The sequence below is a fragment of the Blautia stercoris genome (assembly GCF_054657695.1).
In genome coordinates, this window is the sequence record NZ_BAAHYF010000001.1 from 1,948,080 (window position 1) to 1,974,373 (window position 26,294).

Genomic DNA, 26,294 nt, shown 5'->3' on the forward strand with positions numbered 1-26,294 from the left:
GACAATGACAAACATAGTATTCGTAGTCTCCCCTACAGGGGATATTTTCGGGCTTATTATAACATATTTGATTTCATTCGTGAAGCGTTAAAGAAGATAAATTTTTCCGTCTTTTATTGCTATTTTTTTCTCTTTTAAAAGATGTCCAACTGCACGTTTGAACGCATTTTTGCTAAGACCAAATTCTCTTTGAATCACTTCCGGTGAAGCCTTGTCATCAAATGGAAGCACCCCTTCAAAGTCCTCAATAATACTATATACACTTTCTGCATCCTCATAAAGCTGGATGTGTGCTTTCTGACGTCCGCTTAAAGTCAGCTTTCCGTCTTCTCTGACTGCTGTTACACGGCAGGTCAGTTCTTCCCCTGCTTTATAATTCCCCTGTGCTTCCTGCCTTGGAATCATACCGGAATATTTTCCGTCAACGGCAATAAAGACACCAAAGTTATCGCTGCTCTCATAAACCGTTCCCGTTACAGTATCTCCTTCTGTATAAGGAGAATTCGTCTGTAAATAATGATATACTTTCATGGTTGCACAAAGTCGGCTGCTCTTGTCAATATAAACAGAAACCAGCACTTCTTCATTTTCATGCACTTTCTTAGTCTGCTCTTTATATGGAAGAAATAAATCTTTTTCCAGCCCCCAGTCAAGAAAGGCTCCGATTCTTGAAACCTGAGCCACTCTTAAAAATCCGGTTTCTCCAAGCATTAATTTCGGCTGACGCATAGTTGCAATCAGACGATCCTGTGAATCTTTATATAAAAAGACTTCTAATTTATCTCCCTCTTTTGTTCCTGCCGGAACTTGTTTAATCGGAAGCAGGACTCTGTCCTTTTCTCCTGCATCTTGTCTTTCAGCCAGATAAACACCAAATTCTACTTTCTTTACTACAATCAGTTTCTGTCTTTCACCTAATCTCATCTCTTTTTCTCCTTTAATTCCACAATCGCATACGGTTCTCCGGTTTCTTTGCAAAGTGATACAATGCATTTTTCTTCATCTGTATAAACAATCGGCTCTATGATATCCCCAAGCACAGCCTGCCCTTTATATTCTGCACGCATCTGCCATACTTTAAAATCTTTTGGCAGATATTCACATGCCATTGCCACATACTGTTCATTATTCACATGATGGTTGGTATCTAAGTTATGGGAACGTACCGGAAATAGTTCATATTCCATTCCGCCTTCCGGTACTGCAATCTTTCTCGGTGCATACTCCATCGAGAATTTTTCTTCTAATCCATAGGCATCTACCTGTTCTTTGGAAACTGCCACCGGAAGTCCTGTTTCTGTGTTTAAATAAGTCCAGATGGAATTAGCATAAGCAACCACATTTCCAGCTTCATCTTCCATTGTAAAATTTCGATTTCCCAAAAAGCGCTTAAAACCATAAGCCCAGGTTGTTATCCTGATTTTCTCACACAAAGCCGGATATCGTTCAATAACGACCTGCCAGGAAGACAACACCCATACTCTATGCTGTTTTCTTAAAAATTCGACTCCTGCTCCAAGTGACTCTGACTGAAATGTACTACAGTCCTGAAAATAATTAATCACAGAACCGAGCGTAAGTTTCTGATCCTCTCCTACCTCACTGAATCTGACACAACTGTCAAAAGAATATTTCATAAATTTCTCCCTTCGATGAAATTTAACGATTACTATATAAAAGGAATCCCTTCTTGCATTGAAATTTTTTATCTGCGGGATTCTATCTGGTAAAAAAAAATCCCAGACACTTCTGTCTGGGATATGAGAGCTGGGCTACAAGGATTCGAACCTTGAAATGACGGAGTCAGAGTCCGTTGCCTTACCGTTTGGCGATAGCCCAATGTCTTACAACAAAATGAATTATATATGATACTCAGAAAAAAGTCAACACTTTTTTTGAAATTTTTTTAAATATTTTTTTTGTGTGATTTTTCTCGAATATTTCGCATAAAATGATGTAAGTCTATTCCTGTGAAATGGAGGCATTGCATGTATCCTTTTTCTATTCTTGTAAATAAAAAAAATCCTCTGAACCCTCACTACATACCTTCTGATTTAATTGAACCTGATATTCCTTTTTATGCCCCGGGCAACGACCCACGTCGCCTCTTACAGCGGGAAGCTGCCATTGCCGCAGAAGAACTGTTTGAACGCGCCCAAAAAGAGAAAATCCATTTATGGGGAATTTCCGGTTATCGTTCCTATAAAAGACAGGAAGAACTGTTCTCTTCTGCAAATGGACGCTCCGGTGTTGCTCCGCCTGGATGCAGTGAACATCAGACCGGTCTTGCCCTTGATATCTCCTGCCCGGATGAAAACTATGAATTAGAAGAAAGTTTTGCAAAAACCAAAGAAGGCTGTTGGCTTGCCCACCATTGTGCTCTTTTTGGATTCATCCTGCGTTATCCTAAAAATAAAGAAGAGATTACCGGTTTTCCGTTTGAGCCATGGCATATCCGCTATACCGGAATTGGGCTTGCCTCCAGTCTGACGCTTACCGGAATGACTTTGGAAGAATATTATGAAAGAGGACTTCATCTTCCACCAAAATAGCGTGTTACTATGCCAAACTCCTTGAATTATTCCCCTCATCTGTTATATAATTGAGACACAAAAGAACGTATGGAAAAGGAAGAATTTATGAGAGCCCTAAATTTAACATTACTTACAGATTTATATGAGTTGACCATGATGCAGGGATATTTTAAAAATCCTACTGACCAAATCGTGGTTTTTGATGCATTTTACCGCAAAAATCCGTGCGATGGCGGTTATGCAATCTGTGCCGGACTGGAGCAGGTAATTGAATATATCCGTGACCTGCATTTTGCACCGGACGATATTGATTATTTAAAATCCCTGAAAATTTTTGATACTGATTTTCTGGAATATTTAAGAGGATTCCATTTCACCGGCGATATCTATGCAATCCCAGAGGGAACTATTATTTTCCCAAGAGAACCTTTACTTAAAGTTATTGCCCCGGTTATGGAAGCACAGTTAATTGAAACTGCCATTTTAAATATTTTAAATCATCAGTCTTTAATTGCAACCAAAGCTTCCCGCGTTGTCTATGCTGCAAAAGGTGACGGAATTATGGAATTTGGTCTGCGTCGTGCACAAGGACCGGATGCCGGAATCTACGGTGCAAGAGCCGCAATGATTGGTGGATGTATCGGCACATCCAATGTTTTAACCGGCCAGATGTTTGATGTTCCGGTCAAAGGAACTCACGCTCACAGCTGGATTATGAGTTTTCCGGATGAATATACTGCATTTAAAGCTTATGCGAACTTATACCCGGATGCCTGTATCCTGCTCGTTGACACTTACGACGTCTTGAAATCCGGTGTTCCAAATGCAATCCGCGTCTTTAAAGAAATGCAAGCAGAAGGCATTGAATTAAAAGGCTATGGAATCCGTATTGACAGCGGTGACCTTGCTTATCTATCCAAACAGGCATATAAAATGTTAAAAGAAGCTGGATTTGAAGATGCTATCATCTCTGCTTCCAGTGATCTTGACGAATATCTGATCGACAGCTTAAAAGCCCAGGGCGCAAAAGTCAATTCCTGGGGTGTTGGTACAAATCTGATTACCTCTAAAGGGCATCCGGCTTTTGGCGGTGTCTACAAACTAGCTGCAATCAAAAATAAAGAAGATGAAGATTTCATTCCAAAAATCAAACTCTCTGAAAATGTAGAAAAAGTAACTAACCCTGGAAACAAAACAATTTTCCGTATTTACGACAAAGCAACCGGAAAAATCCGTGCAGATTTAATCTGCCTTGCCGATGAAGTCTTTGACCCGGAAAAAGATATGATTATTTTTGACCCTATGGCAACCTGGAAAAAGACAAAAATAGAAGGTGGCACTTATACCTTACGTGAACTGCTTGTTCCGGTATTCAAAAAAGGCGAATGTGTCTATACTTCTCCATCTGTAATGGAAATTCGCGACATCTGTCAAAAAGAAAAACAGACCTTGTGGGGCGAAACTCTGCGTCTCGTTAATCCGCAGGAAGTATATGTGGATTTATCCGACAAACTCTATAAAATTAAAAGTGACTTGCTTGAAGAAATGAGTCAGGCAGCAATTAAAAACGAATAGAATATAAAATCATGAAATAAAGAATGGACATGACAATTTTTTCGCTTTGTCATGTCCATTTTTTTAATCTCGCAAACGAAATTCTATTGCTCCATCTGTCTTCCTAAAAATCCTGCTGCCGCTTTTGCAAGTTTAATTTCTGTCTCGCCAAGTTCTGTCTCGCCATTTTCGCTGAAAATAATCACTGCTCCGACACAATCACCAAGACTTGTAATTACCGAAATCACCTGCGACTGATATCCTCCCGCATCGTTTTGCGTCAATCTGACTGCTTCTTTCTTCGCAAGTTTTACCGTTTTACGATTCAAAATTACGGTTTCAAGTTCTTCATCAATTAATCTTCCCGCATATTCTTTTGCCCGCTTTCCACTTGCTGCAATTATCTGGTCATGGTCGGCAATACACACCGTATAGCCCGAAACCTGTGCCAGACTCTGTGCATATTCCTTTGCAAAATCTCCCAGTTCCCCAATTGGTGAATATTTCTTTAAGATAATCTTTCCATCACGGTCCGTAAAAATCTCCAGTGGATCACTTTCCTTAATCCGCAGAGTTCTTCTGATTTCCTTTGGCACTACAACTCTTCCTAAGTCATCAATCCGCCTGACAATTCCTGTCGCTTTCATATCTTAAATTCCTCCTGTATTTTTTCATCATACTCTTAGTTTCCCATTATTGTACTGTATGGGTAGTATGTGGAAATTCAAGAGAATTATGCGAAAACTTAAAACAACTCCAACATCCACGACATGGCTCATCAAAATCCTTTGGCAGAAAAAGTTGACCGCTATAAATAATATTCATACAGATTAAAATCTTTTTCTCCTGTCACTTCATAATACAGCCTCTGTGTCTGTACAAACCGAAATCCCATTTTCTGATATAAATGTTCCGCCGAACTGTTATTACTGATTACGTCCAGCCGTACTGCCTGCATCCTGATTTCTTTTGCATAATCCAAAATATACTGCATCATCTTTGTGCCAAGCCCTTTGCCTGCATGTTTTGGAGAAACCGCAAGCACATGAATAATCAGAACCTTTTCGTCCGGAACCTCTCTGCTCCAGTTTACCAGTCGATAACTTTCATTTGCCTTGCTATTTAAGATAACACTGGCAAGAATTTCCCCATTTTCTTCTAATACAAACATCTGAGATTTTTCAAGACTCTCTAACAGCCACTCATCTGATGGATGCAGACCTTTTTTCCAGTGTGGAAAAGACGGCAGATGAGAAGTCTCATCAATCAACATCCAATATAAATCTCTGACGCTATCAAATTCCTGTTTTTTCGCTAATCGAAACTCCATTATAATTTCATCCCGTCTTTAATAACTGCCTGTAATTCCAAATCTTTATCAAGTAACACAATATTTGCTTTTTTGCCCTCTGTAATGGAACCGTACTCGTCACAGACTCCAAGGCTCTTCGCCGGATTCATTGTCGCACATGCAACAGCTGTTTCAAGAGGAAGCCCCATCTCTTTTACTACCGTTCTCACGCAGTCCATAAGATTTGTCGCAGAACCTGCAATTGCTCCGTCTGATACTAAAGTAGCCAGTTTTCCAACTACTTTTACATCCAGACCCCCAAGCGTATACTGACCATCCGGCATTCCGGTTGCACGCATACTGTCACTGATTAAAATCATACGCTCTGCTCCCATCATTTCAAATGTCGCACGAACCGTTGCCGGATGAATATGGATTCCATCACAGATAATTTCCGGCATTACATGTTTACAGTCATAGACCGCACCTACCACTCCTGGCGCACGATGTGAAAACGGCGGCATTGCATTATAAAGATGAACTGCATGATTTGCACCGGCTTCAAATGCCGCTTTTGCAGTTTCATAATCTGCATTGGTATGTGCAAGAGAGACATTTACTTTATCCTTTACTGCCTTGATAAAATCAATCGCTTCTTCGCTCTCTTCCGGTGCAATTCCAATAAATTTTACCAGACCATCCGATGCCTTTAAAAACCGCTCGCAGATTTCTACATTACAAGGGATAATATTTCTTTCATCCTGTGCACCTTTTTTGGCAGGACTGATAAATGGTCCTTCCATATTAATGCCAAGTAAATCAGCTCTGCGCTTGTCTGTATTTTCTTTTTTGTATTCTGCAGCCACCTCTAAAATATGCTCCAGTTCTTCCACTGGAAGAGTCATAGTTGCAGGAGCAATCGCAGTTACCCCAATGGAGGCCTCATACTCTGCGATTCTTCCAATCGCCTCTTTTGTTCCATCACAGAAATCATCACCTTTACATCCATGAAAATGTAAATCAATCAGACCGGGAATTGCATAAGCACCGTTTCCATCAATGGTTTCCTCCAAGTCTGAATCCGGCATGTTTGCTTCTGTGTAAACTGCCTTGATTTTGTCCCCCTCCAGGACGATTGCTCCGTTTTTAAATTTTTTGTCTTCCGTAAAGACTTTTACATTCTTAATCAGCATTGGTTTTTTACTCCTTTATTCTTCATCCAAAAATTTTGTATGCATCTCTTCTGCTTCTTCCAAAGCACGAATTGTACTGTCATGCATGCCCTCTCTTACATGTTTGTTTTGTTCCATATAATAGGCATAAATAATATCAAGAATGATTAAAATTGGAAACTGCGGTGAAATCACATTTCCATGATTTAAATGTCGTAAAGATGGAATCAGCACAACTTCCGAACAGTATTTCTTAAAACTGTCCTTGCTTTTTGCAGTAAACAAAATCGTTTTTGCTCCTTTTTTATAAGCTTCACGAAGTAAATAAATCACATCTTCCCTCTCTCCACTGATGCTGAATCCTACTACCAGACTTTTTTTATCCTGAAAGACCGCCTGCATTCTCATCATATCTGTATCTGTGAGCGAATCAATTCTCAGCCCAATTCTCATAAACCGCAGTTCCATCTCTCGCGCAGAAAGTCCGGAACTTCCTTTTCCACATACAAATACCCGCTCTGCCTGGTTTAGATAAATTATAATTCTTCCAACCTGCGTCTCATCTACAAGACTATATGTTTTATTCAAAAGTTCCTGATATGCATTTAATACCATGCGTGTATTTCCGGTAATTGATTCCTGTTTTTCTATCAACGAATCTTCATACTGATAAATAAATTCTTTATAGCCATGATAACCACATTTCTGGGCGAACCTCACCAGCGAAGCCTTTGATACAAAAAGCCGTTCTGAAACAGCCTTCACTGAAAAATCACTTTTCTCTTTATTTTGAATAAAAAAATCCGCTATTGTTTTTTCTACTGTCGTAAACTTATCATAATTCGATTCAATTACCGGCACTACTGATTTCACATAATATCCCATTTCTTCATCCTATTCTTCTTATGCACTATTCTTTTTTATGTACTCCACAGAAATGATAAAACGCCCCTAACATTCCCGCATTATTTTGATGTTTTGCAAATGCAATTGTCGTATTTACTTCAATACTTGATACCAGATACTTCTTTACCGCCTGCTTAATACGGTCTCCAAGAAATTCTTCCTGCGCCATAATTCCGCCTCCCAGTACAACAATTTCTGGATTCAGTACATAACAAATATTTGAAATTCCCTTTCCCAATACATCCGCCATTTCATCAATCGCCTGAATACAGGTTTCGTCTCCCTGTTTTGCCGACTCAAAAATATGATATCCATTCCAGTCTGATTCTGACTCCTGTTTTCTTTTGGCAACTTTTTTTGTCAAAATACTGGCCGCTCCCAAATCCTGAAATTCTCCGCCATCCAGATGCATATAACCTACTTCACACGCACTGTTACTGAAACCATGAAAGATTTTTCCATCTAAAATGATACAGCCACCAATTCCTGTTCCGATTGTCAACATCACAGCAACGTGGCTTCCCTTTGCTACGCCAGATTGATATTCTGCAAGTCCTGCACAGTTTACATCATTTTCCACTTCACATGGAATTTTAAATTTTTCTTCCAGAACTTCTTTAAATTGAGTTCCCGCATAATTCGGAATTAATGGAGCCGAATAGAAAATAGAACCTTTTTCGATATCTACCATTCCTGCTGTTGAAATACAAATACCAGAAATTTCTAATTTTGTTTCCTTCATTAATTTCTCTACAATTCCAATTGCTTTCTTAAGAATCTCAGGACCACCCTTAAAGGCTTCTGTTTCCATAGATTTTTTTATTAAAATCTGTGCATTTTCATCAATCACACCATATTTAATTGCTGTTCCACCAATATCAATACTTATGTACTGTTTCATCTCTTTTTTCCTCTTATGCTTTCCTTTTATTATATACACTTTCTTACACTTTCTCAAGCCATCCGTTTTACCGCTTCTTTATAACCAAATACCCCAAAAGGGACAAACCTTTCTTTTCGGTCTGCCCCTTTCTCTTTTTTCTGTATTTTCTATTGTGTTTCTACTTAAATAACTATTTTACTTATAAATATTTTGCTTTCGCATCACGAATCATCTGCGCTGCTCTTTTTACAATTTCCATATCTTCTTCAATTAATGATGGCAGTGGCTCTCTTACTCCGCCAAGTTCCAGACTTTCATTAATTTTTAAAATTGCTTTAATCACTGCATACATATTTCCATGAGCAGAACACATTTTGTAAATTACTTCATTGCATGCATACTGAAGCTCTCTTGCCTTTTCCATTTCTCCGGCTTTTACATATTCATCCAGTTTCAAATATAATTCTGGCATAGCTCCATAAGTTCCACCGATTGCTCCCTCTGCTCCAATTACACGTCCACTCATAAATTGTTCATCCGGACCATTAAAGATAACATAATCTTCTCCGCCTGCTGCTTTAAACATCTGAATATCCTGAACTGGCATAGAGGAGTTTTTTACACCAATCACACGCGGATTTTTTCTCATCTCCGTAAACAAGGACTGTGTCAGGGCAACTCCTGCAAGCTGAGGAATGTTATAGATTACAAAATCTGTATTTGGAGCAGCTTCGCTGATATCATTCCAGTATTTTGCGATTGCATATTCCGGCAGGTGGAAATAAATTGGAGGGATTGCTGCGATTGCATCAACTCCAAGACTTTCTGCATGCTTTGCAAGTTCCTGACTTTCTTTTGTATTATTGCAGGCAACATGTGCAATGACTGTCAATTTTCCCTCTGCTGCTTTCATTACATTTTCCAGAATAATTTTTCTGTCTTCCACACTCTGATAAATACATTCTCCTGAAGAGCCATTTACGTAAACACCTTTCACGCCTTTTTCTACAAAATATTTTGTTAACGCACGAACACCCTCTGGACTTACATTTCCCTCTTCATCATAGCATGCATAAAATGCAGGAATCACACCTTTGTACTTTTCAAGATTTCTCATAGCTTTTTCTCCTCGCTTTTTTGTTCTATTCTCTAATTTATAAATATTATCGTTCCATTTCTTCTACAAATGATTTTGTAATCAACTGAGGTCTTGTGATAATCGAACCAACTACAACACTATATGCTCCGAGTTCGATTACTCTTCTTGCTTTTTCAGGTGTATTAATATTTCCCTCTGCGATTACTTTGTGTTTTGCACTCGCAAGAATTTTTCTTAAAATTTCAAAATCATTTGCCTCAATCTTATCACCCTTACTCTGTTCGGTATAACCTACCATTGTCGTACCAATAAAATCAAATCCAAGTTCATCTGCATGAAGTGCTTCTTCTACCGTTGAACAATCTGCCATAAAAAGCTGGTCTGGATACTTTTCTTTCACCTCATGGAAAAATTTATCTAATGTTTTATTTCCTGGTCTTGTAGAAATCGTTGCATCCATTGCAATAATCTCCGGTTTTACTTCCATTAACTCATCAATTTCTTTCATTGTAGGTGTGATGTAAATTTTACTGTCATCATAATCTCTCTTTACAATACCGATAATCGGAAGGTCTACCTGTGACTGAATTTCTTTAATATCCTCTTTTGTATTTGCACGGATTCCTTTTGCTCCGCCCTCTTTCGCTGCCAATGCCATTCTTCCCATAATAAAAGAAGAATGTAACGGTTCATGTGGAAGTGCCTGACAAGATACAATTAATTTTCCTTTCAGATTTTCTACTTTTTGATTCATCCTTTTTTGACCTCCTTTGTTATGCCCAAAGTATAGTTCTTTTTGAAACTTTTTTCAATATAGTTGTTTTATTATGAAATTAGTTTCAAAGTTTTTCACTTTTATCCATGTTTCTCTTAGTTGTACCGCTTTATTTTTAGCAATTTTGTACAATAATAGGATTATCGTTCCAAAATGGCTAATTTACTCCCAACTTCTCCCTATTTTATTGAAAATCATCCTGAAATTTCTTATACTAATACTCAGAAATACAGCTAAAAACACAATTATTACAAAAAAGAAAAGGGGTATAGATATGAATATCTATAAAGCAAAAAACTATCAGGATATGAGCAGAAAAGCTGCAAATATTATCTCCGCACAAATCATCATGAAACCAAACTGTGTACTTGGACTGGCAACTGGTTCTTCACCAGTTGGAACTTATAGACAGTTGATTGAATGGTACGAAAAAGGAGATTTAGATTTTTCACAGGTAACAAGTATTAATCTGGATGAATACAAAGGTTTAAGTCCAGAAAACGACCAGAGCTACCGCTACTTCATGAATACCAATCTCTTCGACCACGTAAACATTGACAAGACTCGTACCTTTGTACCAAACGGACTTGAACCGGATTCCCAGAAAGCCTGCAATGATTACAATCAAATCATTCAGGAAAAAGGGCCAATTGATCTACAACTTCTTGGTCTTGGACATAACGGACACATTGGATTCAATGAACCAGGTGAAGCATTTGAAAAAGAAACTCACTGCGTAGACTTGACAGAAAGTACAATCGAAGCAAATAAACGCTTCTTTGAATCCGAAGATGATGTTCCGAAACAAGCTTATACAATGGGTATTAAAAACATTATGCAGGCAAAGAAAATCCTCGTTGTTGTAAGTGGTGCAGATAAAGCAGACATCTTAAAAGAAGTGCTTTACGGGCCAATTACTCCAGAAGTTCCTGCTTCTATTCTGCAGTTACATAATGATGTAACAATCGTTGCAGATGAAGCAGCACTGAGTAAGATTGATAAATAAATGTATAATAAAAATAGGAAGGCTTAATGCTTTCCTATTTTTTGTCCTGCTTTTTGAAAAGCTTTCAGGGAGACTGCGGATGACAGTCTCCCTTGGTTCTTTCTTTTTATTTTTCTAAAATCTCACTTACTTTTACAACTCTTCCCTCTGCACTTGATTTTGTGCAAGCATCTGCTGTTGCAATTGCGGCTCTCGCTGCTTCTCCTGTTAACAGTGGTCTGAATTCATCATCTGGTTCCATTCCATGCATAATATCATTTAAGTATTTCATTTCTTTTACCATGATACCATGTAACCACATTGGAGGTTTTTTACCTGGTTTACCATACTGGATTGCTCCGTCCATCTCTGTTCCATGATAAATTCTTGTTCTATCATCATCTTCTTCCTGACTTTCGTGCAGCAGGAAATGTGTTTCTTTTCCATCTACTTTAAGAGTTCCACCTGCATCAAACATATCCAGCTTAATTGCACCTTTTGTTCCCTGAATTAACAGATAATGCTCTGGCCAGTGGAATGCAGAACCCCATTCTAATACTGCATATCTATGATTTGAAAACTTCATGTTAATAAAAATCATATCATCTTCATCACCAAAAGCTTCTCCTCTATGTGCAACGTTATCTGCGTTCATATAAACTGTTTCAGGCATTTCTCCCATAATAAACTGTACACAGTCTAATTCGTGAATGTGGTGGTATAAATGCCCTCCAGATTTTTCACGAATTTTTTTCCATGAAACACTCGGCTGAATATCTTCCCATCCATTACGTGCAGAATGGCAGTATAAAACATCACCAATCACACCATTTTTAATTAATTCTTTTGCATGATGTACGCCATTGAAGAAATTCATTACATGACCTGCCATGAAAGTTACATTATTTTCTTCACAGGTACGAACCATTTCATCACAATCCTGATAACTTAATGCAATTGGTTTTTCACAGAAAACATGTTTTCCATGTTTTGCAGCCTCAATAACCGGCTCTTTATGCAGATAATTTGGAGTTGCTACAATAACACAATCAATATCATCTCTTGTTACCAGTTCATTCAAAGACTCTGTTGCATCACATCCAAGTTCTTCTGCGATTGTCTTTCCATTATCTGGGTCATAAACAGCTACAATATTTGCATCCTCATTCTGTTTCATAATGCGTGCCAGCTCTGCACCAAAATATCCAACTCCAACTACACCGTAATTCATAATTTTTCTTCTCCTTTTTTGATTTATATTGTTGTTTTTAGTTCTTTTTTATTTAACAGAACCTTCTGTTAAGCCACCTGCAATCTTGTTTTGAATTAAACAGAAGAAAATGATTGAAGGGATTACTACAATTACAGATGCCGCCATCATATCTCCCCAGTCAAGAATCTCTGAACCATTCAAAGAACGAAGTGCCACACCAACTGTCATCTTAGAAGTATCATTAATCAAAATTAATGAATACAAAAATTCATTCCATGCATTGATGAATGTATAAATTGCGGTTGCTACAATACCAGGAGCAACCAATGGAAGTACAACTGTTCCAAATACTTTAATTTTATTTGCTCCATCAATTCTTGCAGCTTCTTCAATCCCAATCGGAACACTTTTAAAGAATCCCACAAGAAGCCATACCGCATATGGAATACTGAAAGATAAATATACAATAATCAAACCAATTCTTGTATTTACCAACCCTGCCTTAGCCATAACAATTGAATATGGAATTGCCAATAAAATTGGTGGGAAAATATAAGTTGTTACAAGCACTTTAGACATTACACTTCCAAATTTAGGAAAAAATCTTACAATACCATAAGCTGCCAAAGCTGCAACAATAATTGCAATCAATGTTGTTACAAGTGCAATTCCTGCACTATTTTTAATATTATTAATGAATCCCAAGTCAAAAATAACATGTCTGAAATATTCCAATGTAAATGTCTTTGGTAAAAATCCGGTTGGATTTCCTGTTAACTCACCTTTTCCTTTTATGGAAGATAATATAATCCATACCAATGGGAAAATTGCAATAATCGTAAGAATAATCAGATAAAAATGACAGATAAAGCTTTGTATTTTTTGTCCTTTATGTTTCATCTATTTATCCTCCTTTTCCCAATGTGCAAGAACTGCAAAATAAGCAACACATACAGCCATCAGGAATATAAATAACAGCACTGTTACTGCTGATGATTTTCCAAGTAATTTTGTTCCCCATCCCATATCATAAGCATAAACCGGAACTGTCTGAGTAGCACCAGCAGGTCCGCCACCTGTAATCAGATAAATCAAATCAAAGTTATTGAAAATCCACACTGTTCTAAGAACTACTAATAATCCAGTTACAACCTTAATGTGAGGGACGGTAATATATAAGAATGACTGCCATCCTTTTGCTCCATCGATTTCCGCCGCTTCATACTGGTCTTGTGGAACAGTCTGTAAAGCTGCTAAAACATTTACCATAATCATTGGAGCACCAAACCAAATATTAATAAATACTAAAACCACAAACGCCAACACTCTATCTGTTAAAAACTGTGGCGGCATATCACACAGACCAAGTTGTACAAGAATGTTCGGTAAAAATCCGTATACCCCATTTAAAATCCACTGCCATGAAAACGCAATAACAATAGATGGAAACGCCCATGGGATAATTAATAATGTTTTATAAAAACCTTTTAAGTGTTTTACTTTATTAAGTGCCAAAGCTGCTGTAAATCCTACAAGCAACTGACCGCCAAGTGAAAAAATTGTCCATTTTAAAGAATTGAGAAAAGCATTCCAAAAGCCTTTATCTTTTAATACTGCTATATAATTATCGAGTCCAACAAAATCATAAGTAGGCCGAATCAGATTCTTATTTGTAAAACTAAAATAAAAGCTTGATATAATTGGATATACAAACAAAGCCAAAACAATGATAATCGCAGGAAGCACAAATAGCCATCTAGTATAATTTTTTTTATTCATCTTGTTTATTCACCCTCTTCAAATTATAAAGCAGGAATTTTAAAGTATTTCCTGCTTTATAATGTTAATACAGTCGATGCTTACTGAACTGCTTCAAATAAAGCATTTAATTCATCTTCTGCTGCCTGCGCTGCTTCTTCTACATCTGTTCCGTTTGTGATAATATCCTGGAACATCTTTTCAATGATATGCTGATTTGTTAAGATGCCAGCCTGAGTGCTTGGACCATGTTCAAATCCAATTGCTGTTCCTCCTGGAATCTGACTTTCAATTACGGATTCTGCATGTTCAAACTGTTTAATCATGTCATTATCTTTATACGCATCTGTATCAGAAATACCTTTAATTGCAGGTAACATACCTACAGGTGTTGCATGAAGGAATTCAACATAAGTATCTTCATCATATAATGTTTCAATAAACGCTTCACAAATTTCAGGATGTTTTGAATTTTTCCAAACAACCATTGGCTGGTTAGAAGTTGTAATACCGTTCTGCTCATCGCCTTTATTAATTGTTGGAATTGGATAGCAGTCTACATACTGTAATAAATCCGGTGAGTTTGCCTCAACACCGCTAATCTGGAATCCAGAGTTAAAATCAAACGCTGTTTTTCCCTGATAGTACAAGGTTGCCTGGTCTAATACATCGTAGTTAATAGAATCTTTCGGTGAACAGTCTTCGTATACTTTTAACCAGTAATTAATACCATCAATTGCTAAATCACTTGTCAAGTCAGCTTTTAAATCATCTGTTAAAAGGCTTCCGCCTCCACTCTTAACATAGAAGTTTAAGAAGTTTGTTGCTTGGAAATCTGTTGTTCCACATGGGAAAGATAATCCATAAATTCCATCTTTTGTTAAAGCCTTCGCATCTTCATACAGCTCATCCCAAGTTGTTGGAACTTCCATATTATTTGCTTCAAGTAAATCTTTTCTAACCCACATTACCATTGCATGTGAATATAATGGAACTGCATAATTATTTCCATCTACTGTTAATTCATTTAATGCATTTTCCTGGAATTTATCACGCCCAATATCATCAATCAAATCATTTAAAGGAATAATTGCATCGGAATCGATCATTTCAGCAACCTGTCCAACAAGTGCGGTACTCATATCTGGTACATTTCCGGAAGCAAGACCTGTTGTCCATTTGGTATAAAAGTCATTCCATGAGAAAGTTTCTATTTTAATATTAACTTTCGGATTTTCTTCCATAAATTTATCTGCTGCTTTTTGAATGGTTTCAAGTCTCGGTCCTTGTGTAAATGAATGCCAGAATGTAATATCTCCCTCTAATTCTCCAGTTTCATCTGAATTAGATGCTTCTTTTTTTGCATCTGAGTTTGTATCACTCGCTGATGAATCCCCTCCACATCCTGTTAATAAACTGCCGGTCAACATTACTCCTGCCAATAGCATCGCTAGTCTTTTTTTCATATTGTTCTCCTTTCACTCTTCTCATTTTGGTGATTTTTAAATTGTTTTTCCTAGCCCCATTACAATATGCTCTATCCTTTTCGTCATATTGCTGTTTATGTTGTCATTATAAGTATTTTTTTAGGCATTTTCAATGAAGCTCTAACCTATTAATAGCACAATACGCTCGTTTTTCAACATTAAAAGGTGGTACTTTTCAACCTGCTTAAAAAGTATCACCTTTGCTACAATCTCCGCTGTTTCAGTTGTTTTTTATTCTATTAGTCACGTTTTTTCTAGTCTGTACTGCCTTTTTTTAATCAATTTTTCTCCACTAAGCTTATCATTTCCGCAATCGTGTCGCATTAATAGCATAATACGCTCATTCTTTGATGCTAATCTCTCGCTGCTTTTCGGTATTGATTTGGTGTATATCCAAATGCGTGTTTAAATTCTCTCGTAAAATAATTCGGGTCTTCATACCCCACGCTATATGCGATATCACTAATATTATCATTTGTTACTAAAAGCTTTCTGGCCGCTGTTGTTAAACGTAGCTCTTTTAAATATGTCATCGGTGCTTTTCCAAGTTGCTCTTTAAATAAATGACTAAATCTTTGTTTACTTAACTCCGCCATCTTTGCCATACTCTCCGGTGTATAGTGTTCCGTAGGATGAAGTGCAATATAATCTACAACAACCTGTATTCTCGAATCAATCCGATTATCTGATTTACGGATTCTCTGTCTCACTTTTTCCAAAGTATATTCCTCATCCGTCTTGTTTCTTCTTAATATTCCATAGTTATCTGCATCTGCTCTGGATATCAAAGTTCCAATTAAAATTTCCAAATAACCTCTGACAAAATAAATTCTGGCTGGATTTTCACTTTTAATATAATCATAAATCAGGTCAAAATATTTTTCCTCGCCTTTTGCTTCTGTTACCAATGGTACTCCGTAATAATCTGCCAGAAAATCTCCACCTTCAAAAAATACAGATGTGGTAAATCGTATACTTATAAAAGAAAAGTTATCCGTTTGGGCATAACAAGACAATTTACAATTTCTCGGAACATATATAATCTGATTCTTTTCTACCGATATTTCCTTGTCATCAATAAAAAATGTAGCCGCACCCGAGCGAATATACCTTAACATATTGTATGGAACAATACTCTCCGGATAGACCCACGTTCTGCCAAAAGAATATTTATCCACATAAAGAAAATTAAACCTTACATTATCCACACCCTGTTTCAAAAAAATCACCTCCTCTTATATGATAGTCTTATCCTAAGCTATAATCAATACAAAAATATTGTTTTTTGACAGCATTATGCTATTATTAAGTGTCTATTCCATTTTTTCTATTGATTCTTCATTATATAATCAGTCTTAAGATTATTACTTTTGGAGGTTCTGATATGTCAAATCACAATGCCGGATACTATTCTGAAGTTGTGGCTGCTGACAGCCGCCGGAAAGAATTTAATATTAAAAATCATTCTTTAATGTACTCAAATCAAAAGCCGGATTTCATTTTTGCAGGAGATTCCATTACACATTTTTGGGAACTCAATGCATATTTCAGAAATCCTAACCTGTTTATTATCAACCGGGGAATTGCGGGAGACAACACAACTTATTTAAGAAAACGTTTTTTTACCGATGTTTTACAGCTTGAACCGAAATATTGTATTTTGGACATCGGAATTAATGACACAATTAATTTGGAGGGAGATTATTGGAAATTAATTCCTCCTGCTCCATACGATGCCGTGCTCGAAAAAGCAAAAGAAAATTACTGTGACATTATCTATCAGACAAAACAAACCAGTACTCAATTAATCATTACTTCTTTAATGCCAATTTACATGCCAACTTCTTTACATGAAAGGGAACGAAAAGATTTTATAAAAGATTTTAATAACTGGCTTACCCAAAAAGCAAGACAAGAAGGACTTATTTTTGTTAACTACTATACCCCTACCTGCTATCCGGGGGCCAGTATTCCTTTAGACGGCATTACTTATGATGGTCTTCATCCAAATGGAAAAGGCTATGATATCATGGCAACTATTTTGCGTAATACTTTAAAACAGCATAACATACAAATTTAAAAGAAAGAAGGACTCTTTATGTATTTCGACAATCTTAATAACCTTACACCAAACGATATTTCTCATTTTGCAGATGGCATTGCAAAATGTTTAAATTATGCAAAAAATAACGACCTTGCTTCTTTTCCCTGTGGTCATTACGAAATTGATGGCGATAATGTCTATCTAAATATTATGGAATTTGAAACTGTCCCTGTAGAAGAAAAAGGCTGGGAAGCTCATAGAAGATTTCTTGATATTCATTTCATCTTAAAAGGTGCAGAACAAATCGACGTGAACTTTACACCAAATATGAAGCCTCTTAACTATCTCGAGGCAAATGACTTTGAGACGTTCTCCGGAACAGCAAATGGAACGATTTTCTTAAAAGAGAATGATTTTCTTATCTGTTATCCAACAGATGCTCATCGCCCGGGAATTGCTCCTGAGAAACCAGAACGGATAAAGAAAGCAATGTTTAAAGTTGCCATTTAATAATTTACTAAAAAACCAGCCGTATATTGGCTGGTTTTCTCGTTAATACATTTTTCATCAACGCAATGACTTTACAAGAGTTTCAAACTCTTTCTCTGTATCCACAAAACAATACGGTGCATATTCTCCATAAGCTGTTGGTCTGCTAATTGTTACTAACTGAACTCCTTTATAGCCAACTGCTTCATTTAATTCTCTTTTTAATTCTGCTAAATGTTTTCCATGTTTTGTTTTTAATGCGAAGCATCCATGCACATCTCTGTCTTTAGCAATTAGATAACACATTTTTTAATTCCTACCTTCATCACCAAATTTTACTTTATATTATCATACTCATCTTTTCACATCAACTCTCTTATTTTCCTTGCCAGATACAACGGCACATTCGTGACATTTCCATCTTTCCGATATCCTCTTTTTGAAAATCTCAACGCTGTTTTCGGTTCTTTTTCCTGAACATACTTTTTAAATGACGGCGCTGACTTATCTTCACCGCCTTTTACTTCAACAGGAACAATTTCCATTCTGAAGTACAAAATCAATCTCCTGATTCTTATAAGAAAAATAGTGCGGTTCAACTTCAAACTGACCATGAAGCTGCTGAAGTATATAATTTTCCGTCAATGCTCCTTTAAACTGATAACTGGAATTTAATAAAATCGCACTGTTGTCAATCCCTGCCATATACTTTAATAACCCTGTATCGAATACAAATAATTTAAACTGGTCCAAACGATTAAAAGCTGAAAGTGGATGCTCCATTTTAGACACATTATAAATACGATTCACCATACCTGCTGATACTAACCATTCAATCGCTTCTTCAAAATCACGTGCTCTTGCACCCTCACGAACTGCACTATACATGAATTTTTCATTTGATTTTGCAAGCTGAGAAACAATACTGCGAAATACCATGAGAATCCGTCCACTATTTACTTTTCCATTATGTTTTGAAAAGTCGTTCTCATAAACTTCAATTAACTCTTTTTGAATCCTCGAAACTCTGGCTGGGTCTTTATATTTTATCCAGGAAACTACACATTCCGGCATTCCCCCAATAATCAAATAATTATTATAGATAGCAATTCAATAATGCGGTACGGATTCTTATTGGTTTCAAAAATGGATTTTAACTCTTCCTCTTCATCAAAGTTGAAATATACATAACTCTCATAATACTGCCTGCCAAATTCTTTCATAATCCAGGTCTTTCCAACCTGTCTTGCTCCCTTTAATACCATTGGTTTCCGTTCTTCATCGTTTTTCCATTGTACTAAATCCTGCATTGCATTTCTTTTCATTGAAAACCACCGCCTTTTAAATTCATTCTATATTAATGCTAATACATTTTTCCGGCTTTTCAAATCCATTTTTACACATTTTTCCGAATTTTTTTCTTGTTTTTTTCACATTTTTCCAGCTTTTTTGACGTGATTTTACACATTTTTCCAAAAATCAAAAAACCATGTAAATCCTTCTCAGGCATCTACATGGTTTTTTTTAAATATTGTATTCTGGTGTAACTGTTTTTTCTTCAAAGAAATAATCAAAGATTTTCTTTTTATAATGTGTGAAGTCTGTGCTTCCACGGTCTCTGTATTTTCCAAGTTCTACCTTAATTACATCTTTGATTCGTCCCGGTCTTGCGGACATAACCACGATACGGTCCGCTAAAAATACAGCTTCTTCAATATCATGTGTAACCATAATCATGGTATTATGAAAGCGTTCACGAATCTTAAGCATTTCTTCCTGAAGTTCAATTTTTGTCAGCGCATCCAATGCTCCAAATGGTTCATCTAAGAGAAGAATTTCCGGCTGACTTACCAAAGACCTTGCAATGGCAGCTCTTTGTGACATTCCACCTGAGAGCTGACTTGGATATGCTTTTTTAAATTCGCTAAGCTTTACCAACTCCAGATACTGGTCAGAAAGTTTTCTTTTTTCTTCTTTGCTCAGCCCCTTTAGACCAAGCTGTACATTTTTCTCGATACTCATCCATGGAAATAATCTATGTTCCTGGAAAATCATTCCTCTGTCCATTCCTGGTCCATCGACTTCTTTTCCATCTACACTTAAGATTCCTGTATCATTTTTCTCAAGTCCTGCAATCATTTTCAATAACGTACTTTTTCCACATCCACTGTGTCCGACAATGACTACAAATTCGCCTTCTTCTATTTCAAGATTAATATCTTTTAATACATCTACGCTTTGTCCATTAACTACAAAGCTTTTATTTACATCATGAATGATTAACTTTTTCTTTCCCATGTTCCTACCTGCTTCTTTCCCAAGGTGTGCATAACTTACCAATGAGTGAGATGACCAAATCCATAATCACACCAACCACTGCAATGGCGATAATTCCTGCAAATACAATCGGATACTGCATCAGGCTTCGTGCATCATTGATACGGAAACCGATACCTGATGTGGCTGCAATCATTTCTGCACCGACTACTGCCATCCAGGATACACTTAATCCCAGTTTTAATCCTACAAAAATAGAAGGAAGAGCAGATGGAAGATAAATCTGTGTAAACTGCTGCCATCCATTTAAATGGTACATTTTTCCAACTTCAATCAGTTTCGGGTCTGTACGTTCAATTCCGCTGACTGTATTTACCAGTACCGGGAAATATGCTGCTAAGAAGATAACTGCTACTTTAGATTCTTCTCCGATACCAAACCAGATAATTAAAATCGGAACCCATGCAATCATTGGAATCTGACGAATTGCTGTAAATGTCAGCATAAAAAACCGGTTTGCAGATTTGTTCATTCCCATGAGCACGCCAAGTAAAATTCCTACAACGACTGCCAGCGCATATCCTTTTGCAATACGGCTTAAACTAATGCCGATATCTCCGGCAAGCGGACCATTTGTAAGCTGGTCTTTTAATGTCTCAATCACAGTACTGATTTTTGGTAAAATCAGTGTGGACATTGCTCCGGTAGAAGTGGCAAAATGCCATGCCAGTACAATCAGTACCGGCAATATAATCATATTAAGAAAGAGCAATAATTTTTGTATAAATACGTTATTTCCTTTGTACATGCTCATGTATCCTCCCTACTGTGCGTTTCCCTGATAGTCCTGCACTGCCTTTTCCAGATAGGAGGAATCAATCCAGGAATCAAAATCTACCTGATTGGTAATAATATCATTGTCGAGTTCAAACTGTTCAATATTCTTTAATGAAGTAATGTACCTTTCATCTAAGTTGACCGGATAAGCGAGTTCTACATCAGATACGGCTACGGATTTCACCTGTTCTAATGTTCTTCCGCTCTTTTCAGAAGACAATTCGTAAAATGCTTCCGGGTCTGCAATAATATCATCTCTTGCTTTTAACATAGCTTCAATAATTGCGCTTGAGACATCTGCATTTTTTTCCACAAAATCTGTTCTTCCTGTTAACACGCTTGGTTCATAGAACGTATCTGCATCCGCATCTACCCCTTTATGAATAATAGAAGCTTTTCCCTGTTCTACTAAGGTATCTGCCTGTCCATAAGTAACAACTGCAGCATCAACTGCACCGGTAGAAAGACTGGAAAGTCCTTCCGGAATGGTACTGTTTACAAGCTGTACATCATCCGCACTAAGACCTGCTTCTTCTAATACCTTTAATATATACATCTGAGGAGTTGCACCTCTCTGATAGGAAATGGTCTTTCCTTTTAAATCCTCTAAGGAAGTGATTCCGGAATCTGCGCTGACCGCTAACTGCCATGCAGATCCAAAGCTTGTTACAGCCAATAACTTTGTATCAATTCCATTTGATTTTGCCATAATTCCTGCAAATCCTGCATAATATGCATAATCCAAATCTCCGGATACCAAAGCTTCATGAATCGCCGGTGCTGCCCCTGTAAATGGAATCAAATCTGCATCATAGCCAAGTGGATTTAAGTATTCATCCAGATAACCTTTTTCCTCTGCTACTGCCAGTGCACCTTCTGCCCATTCATAACCGGCACTCGGGAAACCGATATTGACTACCTGATATCCATCTGCATTTGCTTCTTTCTTGCTTCCTGAATCTGTCTTCGCACTGTCATCTGCTTTACTACTATTACTTCCGCAACCTGTAACCACCAGACCTAATGTAAGAACAAGACCAAAAACTGCTGCTGTAATTTTTTTGCTTTTCATTTTCTTCACTCCCTTTCAGGTATCATGACCTTAAATTTATTTATGAATTAAATCGCTTTTCTTTACGGTTGCCACACAGAAGTTTACTTCTTCATCTTCGTCATCGGAGGCTCCGCCACCTGTCATCAGGCGTGCTTCTGGGTCTACTCCGTCGATTGTGGTAACTTTTCCAAGTCCATTTCCAACTAAAGAACCCGGCACACGGAAGTTTTCCACATCAATCGGTTCAACAGAAATTTCTTCCGGTTTTTCTACCTGTGGAATCCATTCATAAGGTACACGGTATGCACGGTAAACCATGTTGTTCGTAAACTGTCCAAGGATGGTATTAAAGTATGGATTAATGTATTCCCATACAATTTCATGTTCCGGTGTCACTTCAATGAGACGTCCGTCAGAACCTTCTGTAATTAAAGTATTTCCATTTGGAAGTCTCTGTGCTGCACTGATGTAGGAACTATAAAATTTAGATGCATCCGTAAATAACAGATTTCCTGCTTCAAGTGGAGTATACTGCCATACAATCTCAAGTGTAATCGGGTTAAATTCAAGTACTCTTGAATAATCTCTCCTTGCATTGTTGACACCTGTTAATGCTCCAGGGTTTGGAGTACCGTATCCGCCTTCTCCACCATTGTCAAATACCAGCAGATTTCCTTCTCCCGGAAGTCCTTTTGGAATCATATGTAAATGGTGCTGTCCGATAATCCATCCAAGTTTTTTGGTTGCTTCGTTTTCATTAAAGTCTGGTCCGACACGCCATACAATATCTCCGGTTTCTTTGCTGATGATTGCGAGAATATTTGCATTTCTTGCATCGATAATCAGGTTGTCCGGATGGAAACGCTCATCTCCCTGGTCGTACCATTTATTTTCACCTAAGACTGACATGCTGTTGATATGCATCCAGTCACCACCGGCTTCACCCTGCAGGCATGGATTACGGAACAGTGCATTTTTTGCTGCCTCATCAAATCCTAACTGGTCGAAATGGTCGCTTGCTCTCCAGCTCCATAAGATGTTTCCTTCCCAGTCTACTTCGATAATCTTGTCATCAATCAGACGTTTATCTGAAATATCATGATTGTAAAGATTTTCATGTGTTAAAATTAAGGTATTTCCACTATCTGTCTTTGGTTCTCCGCCCGGATAATAATAACCAACAGTAGAGCCTTCTCTTTGATAATCATGATGCTGTCTTGCCATGTAAACCGGGTCTTTATCTCCGTCTGCAATCAATTCTGTTTTATCAAATTTCCAGACAATATTTCCATCCCAGTCAACCTGAACCAAATCAATCTGGTCCTGATACGCTTTTTTACCAGGTCTTGTTCCTGTTGTTCCCATTACATATCCGCCTGGAAGAATTTTATTTGGAAATCCGCCAAGTCCTGCCCAAAGCTGAACTTCACGACCGTTCATATCGATTAATAATGCTCCTTTTGCGGAAGGAAAAATCGTATAACCATTAAATGTTTTCTCTTTATCATAAATTAATGTTCCTGTTGGAAAAATACTTGGATATCCCATAATCTATCTACTCCTGTTCTTTTATAATTTCTTTATGTTTTCTGCAATAATCAGTTTATGTGTAAAGCCAATTGATTTTTCACGAATCTCTCCGTCTTTAAAATATAATAAAGTCGGAACTGAGGTGATTTCATATTCGTCTGCCAGAGCCAGTTCATCAGAAACTAATACTTTTCCGAAGTACACTTCATTTCCGGCTTCCTCGGAAAGCTCTGCAATTCCTGCCTCCAGCTTTTTACAGTGCTTACAAGTTGCAGAATAGAACTCTACAACAACACTACTGTTTTCTTTTATTACTTTTTCAAAATTTTCTCTTGTCAGTTGATTTACCATGATATTGTTTCCTTTCTATTCGTACGTTGTACTACTGTATGATATAATGAATGGCTGAATCTGCTGCATTTGCTCCATCTGCTGCTGCTGTAATAATCTGTCGAAGTTTCTTTGCTCTTACATCTCCTGCTACAAAAAATCCCGGTTTGGAAGTCATTCCATCTTCCCCAGCTTTTACATATCCATTTTCATCTAACTCAACCAGGTCTTTTAATTTTTCTGTCTGTGGAATCATCCCCACTGCCACAAACACACCTTGTACTTCAAGGGAAGCTCCTGTATCTAATAAAACAGTTTCTACTTTTTTTGTTCCTTTGATTTCCTGGACATTTGCATTTCGAATAATTTCAACATTCTCTTTTGCTTCTAATTTTGCAAGTGTTCCAGGATTGCCTCGAAACTTATCTCTTCTGTGAACCAGATATACTTTGTTACAAATTTCAGAAAGTAACAAAGCATCATCCAATGCACTGTTTCCTCCGCCAATCACCACCACGTCTTTTTCTTTGTAAAAAGCTCCGTCGCAGGAGGCACAATAGGAAATTCCTTTATTTTCAAATGTATCACTTCCAAGAACATTTAATTTTCTGTGTTCTGCCCCGGCTGTATAAATCACTGTTTTTGCCTCCAGTGTTTTTCCACTTTCCAGGATAACCAAAAATCCTTTTTTGGTCTCTTCAAAGGCAACTGCTTCTTCTTCTAAAAATTCAATCTCTAAGTTTTCGGCATGCTCCCTGATTTTCTCTCCCAGGTCATAACCGCTTATTCCATAAAATCCAGGATAATTATCAATGCGGCTGCTCTCTGCCATCTGACCGGTTCCTTCATATTCTTTTTCTATTATCTGCACATCTAAGTTTGCTCTTTTTATGTAAATGCCTGCTGTCATACCGGCCGGACCACTGCCAATAATCAGAACATCCGTCATCTGTTTTTCCTCCTGTTTTTATATCCCTATTTTCATACCTGTTTAATATGTTTTACATGCCATTGATATTAACACAATCAAATTTACCTGTCTAATACACAAAAAAAATAGCCAGTTATAGTTTTAAGCTATAACTGGCTATTTCATGATTCCTTTCGTTATTCCGTTTTCAGATATTCTTTTAATGCATTTACGTACATCTCACCTAATTTACTTAAAATCAGATTCTTTCTTGTCACATATCCGACTTCCATTTTGTTTTCTTCCGGTCCTTCACTATTTTTAAACGGTACTGCACGATAGTCATTTCCATTTAAATCTTCACAGATTAGACCGGAACAAAGCGTATAACCATTTAAGCCCACCATCAAATTCAGCATCGTCGCTCTGTCATTTGCATGAATAATCTGACTGTATTCATTTGTCGGCAGTAATTCTTCTGAAAGATAAAAGGAACTGTTGTCTCCCTGCTCAAATGCCAGACATGGATAATTCTCTAACTGCTTCATCGTAATACATGCTTCTTCCGCTAACGGATGTCCCTTCCATAAATAAACATAAGCATCACACTCAATTAAGGGATGAAATTCCAGATTTGCAGAGTTTAAGAGTTTTTCCATGGATTTGCGGTTAAAGTCACTTAAATATAATACCCCGATTTCACTTTTCATTGTGCTGACATCCATAATAACTTCTGCAGTCTTTGTTTCACGGATTGCAAGTTCATACTGTGACATATCCAGCGTCTTTGCAACGTCCACAAACGCTTTGACCGCAAAGGAATAATGCTGGGTGGAAACTGCGAATTTCTTCTTATAAGAACTGCCTTCTGTATAACGGTGCAGTAACTGTTCATACTCATGATAAAGCTCTCTGGCATAGGTTAAAAATTCCACGCCATCATTCGTCAGTGTTACACCACGTCCGCTTCTAAAAAAAATCGTAATCCCAATTTCTTTTTCCAGTTCCTTCAGAGCATTGGTTAGAGAAGGCTGTGAAACATAAAGCTGCTCTGCCGCTTTATTTAGGGATTTTGTTTCTGCTATTGTCAAAATATATTTTAACTGTATAAGTGTCATATCAAATTCTCCAGTTCTTTACCGTTCTCTACAAAAAGCAAGTCTCTA

30 protein-coding genes and 1 tRNA gene are annotated in these 26,294 nt (G+C 37.3%); 5 read left to right on the top strand and 26 right to left on the bottom strand.

The genetic code is table 11. The features are described 5' to 3' along the window. Positions 1-87: 87 nt before the first annotated feature. The 3 genes from ACYQ2D_RS09365 to ACYQ2D_RS09375 form a co-directional block, all read right to left on the bottom strand. The gene (locus ACYQ2D_RS09365; RefSeq protein WP_117457109.1) at positions 88-924 is read right to left on the bottom strand and encodes a CvfB family protein; all 837 of its coding nucleotides are present in this window, start codon (positions 922-924) and stop codon (positions 88-90) included. Next, positions 921-1,637: an acyl-[acyl-carrier-protein] thioesterase gene (locus ACYQ2D_RS09370; protein ID WP_117457108.1), complete on the bottom strand. Its 717-nt coding sequence runs from the start codon at positions 1,635-1,637 to the stop codon at positions 921-923. Before ACYQ2D_RS09370 ends, ACYQ2D_RS09365 begins: the two co-directional genes overlap by 4 nt. Positions 1,638-1,767: 130 nt before the next feature. Further along, positions 1,768-1,839, bottom strand: a tRNA-Gln gene (locus ACYQ2D_RS09375). 149 nt (positions 1,840-1,988) lie between these two features. On the opposite strand from ACYQ2D_RS09375, the gene ACYQ2D_RS09380 reads away from it, so the two are divergent. Next, positions 1,989-2,552, top strand: coding sequence for a M15 family metallopeptidase (locus ACYQ2D_RS09380; RefSeq protein ID WP_117457107.1), 564 nt, complete (start codon positions 1,989-1,991; stop codon positions 2,550-2,552). An 87-nt stretch (positions 2,553-2,639) separates the two neighbouring features. Continuing rightward, positions 2,640-4,109 (top strand): nicotinate phosphoribosyltransferase, encoded by a 1,470-nt coding sequence (locus tag ACYQ2D_RS09385; protein ID WP_117457106.1) that lies wholly within the window; start codon positions 2,640-2,642, stop codon positions 4,107-4,109. A gap of 83 nt (positions 4,110-4,192) precedes the next feature. On the opposite strand, the gene spoVT is transcribed toward ACYQ2D_RS09385, so the two are convergent. From spoVT to ACYQ2D_RS09420, 7 genes are all read right to left on the bottom strand, one after another. Then, entirely contained in the window at positions 4,193-4,735 is a 543-nt protein-coding gene (gene spoVT / locus ACYQ2D_RS09390; RefSeq protein WP_022303337.1) for a stage V sporulation protein T, read from the bottom strand. 161 nt (positions 4,736-4,896) lie between these two features. Beyond that, positions 4,897-5,418 (bottom strand): GNAT family N-acetyltransferase, encoded by a 522-nt coding sequence (locus ACYQ2D_RS09395; protein WP_117457105.1) that lies wholly within the window; start codon positions 5,416-5,418, stop codon positions 4,897-4,899. Continuing rightward, positions 5,418-6,572 carry an N-acetylglucosamine-6-phosphate deacetylase gene (gene nagA / locus ACYQ2D_RS09400; protein WP_117457104.1) on the bottom strand — a complete coding sequence of 385 codons (1,155 nt, stop codon included), beginning with the start codon at positions 6,570-6,572 and terminating at the stop codon, positions 5,418-5,420. The genes ACYQ2D_RS09395 and nagA overlap by 1 nt, the downstream gene beginning before the upstream one ends. Before the next feature lie 15 nt (positions 6,573-6,587). Beyond that, on the bottom strand, positions 6,588-7,436 hold the full coding sequence (locus ACYQ2D_RS09405; RefSeq protein ID WP_117457103.1) for a MurR/RpiR family transcriptional regulator: 849 nt from the start codon (positions 7,434-7,436) through the stop codon (positions 6,588-6,590). Positions 7,437-7,461: 25 nt separating this feature from the next. After that, a complete protein-coding gene (locus tag ACYQ2D_RS09410) occupies positions 7,462-8,358 on the bottom strand; it encodes an ROK family protein (RefSeq protein ID WP_022303341.1) in 897 nt (298 codons plus the stop codon). A gap of 181 nt (positions 8,359-8,539) precedes the next feature. Next, on the bottom strand, positions 8,540-9,457 hold the full coding sequence (locus ACYQ2D_RS09415) for a dihydrodipicolinate synthase family protein (RefSeq protein WP_022303342.1): 918 nt from the start codon (positions 9,455-9,457) through the stop codon (positions 8,540-8,542). Between the two features lie 46 nt (positions 9,458-9,503). After that, positions 9,504-10,193 (bottom strand): N-acetylmannosamine-6-phosphate 2-epimerase, encoded by a 690-nt coding sequence (locus ACYQ2D_RS09420; RefSeq protein WP_022303343.1) that lies wholly within the window; start codon positions 10,191-10,193, stop codon positions 9,504-9,506. A gap of 295 nt (positions 10,194-10,488) precedes the next feature. Here ACYQ2D_RS09420 and nagB point away from each other — a divergent pair, with 295 nt between their 5' ends. Continuing rightward, the gene (gene nagB, locus ACYQ2D_RS09425; RefSeq protein WP_022303344.1) at positions 10,489-11,220 is read left to right on the top strand and encodes a glucosamine-6-phosphate deaminase; all 732 of its coding nucleotides are present in this window, start codon (positions 10,489-10,491) and stop codon (positions 11,218-11,220) included. A 106-nt stretch (positions 11,221-11,326) separates the two neighbouring features. Here nagB and ACYQ2D_RS09430 read toward each other — a convergent pair whose 3' ends face one another. The 5 genes from ACYQ2D_RS09430 to ACYQ2D_RS09450 form a co-directional block, all read right to left on the bottom strand. Beyond that, entirely contained in the window at positions 11,327-12,430 is a 1,104-nt protein-coding gene (locus ACYQ2D_RS09430) for a Gfo/Idh/MocA family protein (RefSeq protein WP_459785237.1), read from the bottom strand. A 48-nt stretch (positions 12,431-12,478) separates the two neighbouring features. Then, positions 12,479-13,312 (bottom strand): carbohydrate ABC transporter permease, encoded by an 834-nt coding sequence (locus ACYQ2D_RS09435; RefSeq protein ID WP_117457101.1) that lies wholly within the window; start codon positions 13,310-13,312, stop codon positions 12,479-12,481. Beyond that, a complete protein-coding gene (locus ACYQ2D_RS09440; protein ID WP_117457100.1) occupies positions 13,313-14,191 on the bottom strand; it encodes a carbohydrate ABC transporter permease in 879 nt (292 codons plus the stop codon). An 80-nt stretch (positions 14,192-14,271) separates the two neighbouring features. Next, positions 14,272-15,636, bottom strand: coding sequence for an ABC transporter substrate-binding protein (locus ACYQ2D_RS09445; RefSeq protein WP_117457099.1), 1,365 nt, complete (start codon positions 15,634-15,636; stop codon positions 14,272-14,274). A 374-nt stretch (positions 15,637-16,010) separates the two neighbouring features. Then, complete coding sequence (locus ACYQ2D_RS09450; RefSeq protein WP_459785239.1) at positions 16,011-16,877, bottom strand: AraC family transcriptional regulator; 867 nt, start codon at positions 16,875-16,877, stop codon at positions 16,011-16,013. Positions 16,878-17,041: 164 nt separating this feature from the next. Between ACYQ2D_RS09450 and ACYQ2D_RS09455 the strand changes: the two genes are divergently transcribed. After that, positions 17,042-17,737 carry an SGNH/GDSL hydrolase family protein gene (locus tag ACYQ2D_RS09455; protein ID WP_117457098.1) on the top strand — a complete coding sequence of 232 codons (696 nt, stop codon included), beginning with the start codon at positions 17,042-17,044 and terminating at the stop codon, positions 17,735-17,737. A gap of 18 nt (positions 17,738-17,755) precedes the next feature. Further along, positions 17,756-18,211 (top strand): NanQ anomerase/TabA/YiaL family protein, encoded by a 456-nt coding sequence (locus ACYQ2D_RS09460; RefSeq protein ID WP_117457097.1) that lies wholly within the window; start codon positions 17,756-17,758, stop codon positions 18,209-18,211. Between the two features lie 57 nt (positions 18,212-18,268). On the opposite strand, the gene ACYQ2D_RS09465 is transcribed toward ACYQ2D_RS09460, so the two are convergent. The 11 genes from ACYQ2D_RS09465 to ACYQ2D_RS09515 all read right to left on the bottom strand — a co-directional run bounded on the left by ACYQ2D_RS09465 (position 18,269) and on the right by ACYQ2D_RS09515 (position 26,246). Then, positions 18,269-18,496 carry a DUF6718 family protein gene (locus ACYQ2D_RS09465; protein WP_117457096.1) on the bottom strand — a complete coding sequence of 76 codons (228 nt, stop codon included), beginning with the start codon at positions 18,494-18,496 and terminating at the stop codon, positions 18,269-18,271. A gap of 56 nt (positions 18,497-18,552) precedes the next feature. Beyond that, a complete protein-coding gene (locus ACYQ2D_RS09470; protein ID WP_459785241.1) occupies positions 18,553-18,747 on the bottom strand; it encodes a hypothetical protein in 195 nt (64 codons plus the stop codon). After that, positions 18,716-19,264 carry a DUF4143 domain-containing protein gene (locus tag ACYQ2D_RS09475; protein WP_459785243.1) on the bottom strand — a complete coding sequence of 183 codons (549 nt, stop codon included), beginning with the start codon at positions 19,262-19,264 and terminating at the stop codon, positions 18,716-18,718. Before ACYQ2D_RS09475 ends, ACYQ2D_RS09470 begins: the two co-directional genes overlap by 32 nt. Positions 19,265-19,275: 11 nt before the next feature. Beyond that, positions 19,276-19,515 (bottom strand): AAA family ATPase, encoded by a 240-nt coding sequence (locus tag ACYQ2D_RS09480; protein WP_459785244.1) that lies wholly within the window; start codon positions 19,513-19,515, stop codon positions 19,276-19,278. A 199-nt stretch (positions 19,516-19,714) separates the two neighbouring features. After that, positions 19,715-20,488 carry an ABC transporter ATP-binding protein gene (locus ACYQ2D_RS09485; RefSeq protein ID WP_117457095.1) on the bottom strand — a complete coding sequence of 258 codons (774 nt, stop codon included), beginning with the start codon at positions 20,486-20,488 and terminating at the stop codon, positions 19,715-19,717. A gap of 4 nt (positions 20,489-20,492) precedes the next feature. Beyond that, on the bottom strand, positions 20,493-21,281 hold the full coding sequence (locus ACYQ2D_RS09490) for an ABC transporter permease (protein ID WP_459785246.1): 789 nt from the start codon (positions 21,279-21,281) through the stop codon (positions 20,493-20,495). A gap of 9 nt (positions 21,282-21,290) precedes the next feature. Beyond that, positions 21,291-22,376: an ABC transporter substrate-binding protein gene (locus ACYQ2D_RS09495; RefSeq protein WP_459785248.1), complete on the bottom strand. Its 1,086-nt coding sequence runs from the start codon at positions 22,374-22,376 to the stop codon at positions 21,291-21,293. 36 nt (positions 22,377-22,412) lie between these two features. Next, on the bottom strand, positions 22,413-23,906 hold the full coding sequence (locus tag ACYQ2D_RS09500) for an aryl-sulfate sulfotransferase (protein WP_459785249.1): 1,494 nt from the start codon (positions 23,904-23,906) through the stop codon (positions 22,413-22,415). 21 nt (positions 23,907-23,927) lie between these two features. Then, positions 23,928-24,239: a thioredoxin family protein gene (locus tag ACYQ2D_RS09505; RefSeq protein ID WP_459785250.1), complete on the bottom strand. Its 312-nt coding sequence runs from the start codon at positions 24,237-24,239 to the stop codon at positions 23,928-23,930. A 31-nt stretch (positions 24,240-24,270) separates the two neighbouring features. Next, a complete protein-coding gene (locus ACYQ2D_RS09510; protein WP_459785251.1) occupies positions 24,271-25,167 on the bottom strand; it encodes an NAD(P)/FAD-dependent oxidoreductase in 897 nt (298 codons plus the stop codon). 158 nt (positions 25,168-25,325) lie between these two features. Beyond that, positions 25,326-26,246 carry a LysR family transcriptional regulator gene (locus ACYQ2D_RS09515; RefSeq protein WP_187558771.1) on the bottom strand — a complete coding sequence of 307 codons (921 nt, stop codon included), beginning with the start codon at positions 26,244-26,246 and terminating at the stop codon, positions 25,326-25,328. Positions 26,247-26,294: the final 48 nt, after the last annotated feature.

Coding starts and splice junctions, on each gene's coding strand:
- ACYQ2D_RS09410 (WP_022303341.1), bottom strand. CDS start 8,358: ATGAAACAGTACATAAGTATTGATATTGGTGGAACAGCAATTAAATAT.
- ACYQ2D_RS09460 (WP_117457097.1), top strand. CDS start 17,756: ATGTATTTCGACAATCTTAATAACCTTACACCAAACGATATTTCTCAT.
- ACYQ2D_RS09395 (WP_117457105.1), bottom strand. CDS start 5,418: ATGGAGTTTCGATTAGCGAAAAAACAGGAATTTGATAGCGTCAGAGAT.
- ACYQ2D_RS09500 (WP_459785249.1), bottom strand. CDS start 23,906: ATGGGATATCCAAGTATTTTTCCAACAGGAACATTAATTTATGATAAA.
- ACYQ2D_RS09505 (WP_459785250.1), bottom strand. CDS start 24,239: ATGGTAAATCAACTGACAAGAGAAAATTTTGAAAAAGTAATAAAAGAA.
- nagA (WP_117457104.1), bottom strand. CDS start 6,572: ATGCTGATTAAGAATGTAAAAGTCTTTACGGAAGACAAAAAATTTAAA.
- ACYQ2D_RS09465 (WP_117457096.1), bottom strand. CDS start 18,496: ATGTGTTATCTAATTGCTAAAGACAGAGATGTGCATGGATGCTTCGCA.
- ACYQ2D_RS09480 (WP_459785244.1), bottom strand. CDS start 19,515: ATGAAAAGAAATGCAATGCAGGATTTAGTACAATGGAAAAACGATGAA.
- ACYQ2D_RS09370 (WP_117457108.1), bottom strand. CDS start 1,637: ATGAAATATTCTTTTGACAGTTGTGTCAGATTCAGTGAGGTAGGAGAG.
- spoVT (WP_022303337.1), bottom strand. CDS start 4,735: ATGAAAGCGACAGGAATTGTCAGGCGGATTGATGACTTAGGAAGAGTT.
- ACYQ2D_RS09510 (WP_459785251.1), bottom strand. CDS start 25,167: ATGACGGATGTTCTGATTATTGGCAGTGGTCCGGCCGGTATGACAGCA.
- ACYQ2D_RS09385 (WP_117457106.1), top strand. CDS start 2,640: ATGAGAGCCCTAAATTTAACATTACTTACAGATTTATATGAGTTGACC.
- ACYQ2D_RS09485 (WP_117457095.1), bottom strand. CDS start 20,488: ATGGGAAAGAAAAAGTTAATCATTCATGATGTAAATAAAAGCTTTGTA.
- ACYQ2D_RS09405 (WP_117457103.1), bottom strand. CDS start 7,436: ATGGGATATTATGTGAAATCAGTAGTGCCGGTAATTGAATCGAATTAT.
- ACYQ2D_RS09420 (WP_022303343.1), bottom strand. CDS start 10,193: ATGAATCAAAAAGTAGAAAATCTGAAAGGAAAATTAATTGTATCTTGT.
- ACYQ2D_RS09455 (WP_117457098.1), top strand. CDS start 17,042: ATGTCAAATCACAATGCCGGATACTATTCTGAAGTTGTGGCTGCTGAC.
- ACYQ2D_RS09430 (WP_459785237.1), bottom strand. CDS start 12,430: ATGAATTACGGTGTAGTTGGAGTTGGATATTTTGGTGCAGAGCTGGCA.
- ACYQ2D_RS09515 (WP_187558771.1), bottom strand. CDS start 26,246: ATGACACTTATACAGTTAAAATATATTTTGACAATAGCAGAAACAAAA.
- ACYQ2D_RS09415 (WP_022303342.1), bottom strand. CDS start 9,457: ATGAGAAATCTTGAAAAGTACAAAGGTGTGATTCCTGCATTTTATGCA.
- ACYQ2D_RS09380 (WP_117457107.1), top strand. CDS start 1,989: ATGTATCCTTTTTCTATTCTTGTAAATAAAAAAAATCCTCTGAACCCT.
- ACYQ2D_RS09475 (WP_459785243.1), bottom strand. CDS start 19,264: ATGCCGGAATGTGTAGTTTCCTGGATAAAATATAAAGACCCAGCCAGA.
- ACYQ2D_RS09435 (WP_117457101.1), bottom strand. CDS start 13,312: ATGAAACATAAAGGACAAAAAATACAAAGCTTTATCTGTCATTTTTAT.
- ACYQ2D_RS09365 (WP_117457109.1), bottom strand. CDS start 924: ATGAGATTAGGTGAAAGACAGAAACTGATTGTAGTAAAGAAAGTAGAA.
- ACYQ2D_RS09440 (WP_117457100.1), bottom strand. CDS start 14,191: ATGAATAAAAAAAATTATACTAGATGGCTATTTGTGCTTCCTGCGATT.
- ACYQ2D_RS09445 (WP_117457099.1), bottom strand. CDS start 15,636: ATGAAAAAAAGACTAGCGATGCTATTGGCAGGAGTAATGTTGACCGGC.
- ACYQ2D_RS09495 (WP_459785248.1), bottom strand. CDS start 22,376: ATGAAAAGCAAAAAAATTACAGCAGCAGTTTTTGGTCTTGTTCTTACA.
- nagB (WP_022303344.1), top strand. CDS start 10,489: ATGAATATCTATAAAGCAAAAAACTATCAGGATATGAGCAGAAAAGCT.
- ACYQ2D_RS09490 (WP_459785246.1), bottom strand. CDS start 21,281: ATGAGCATGTACAAAGGAAATAACGTATTTATACAAAAATTATTGCTC.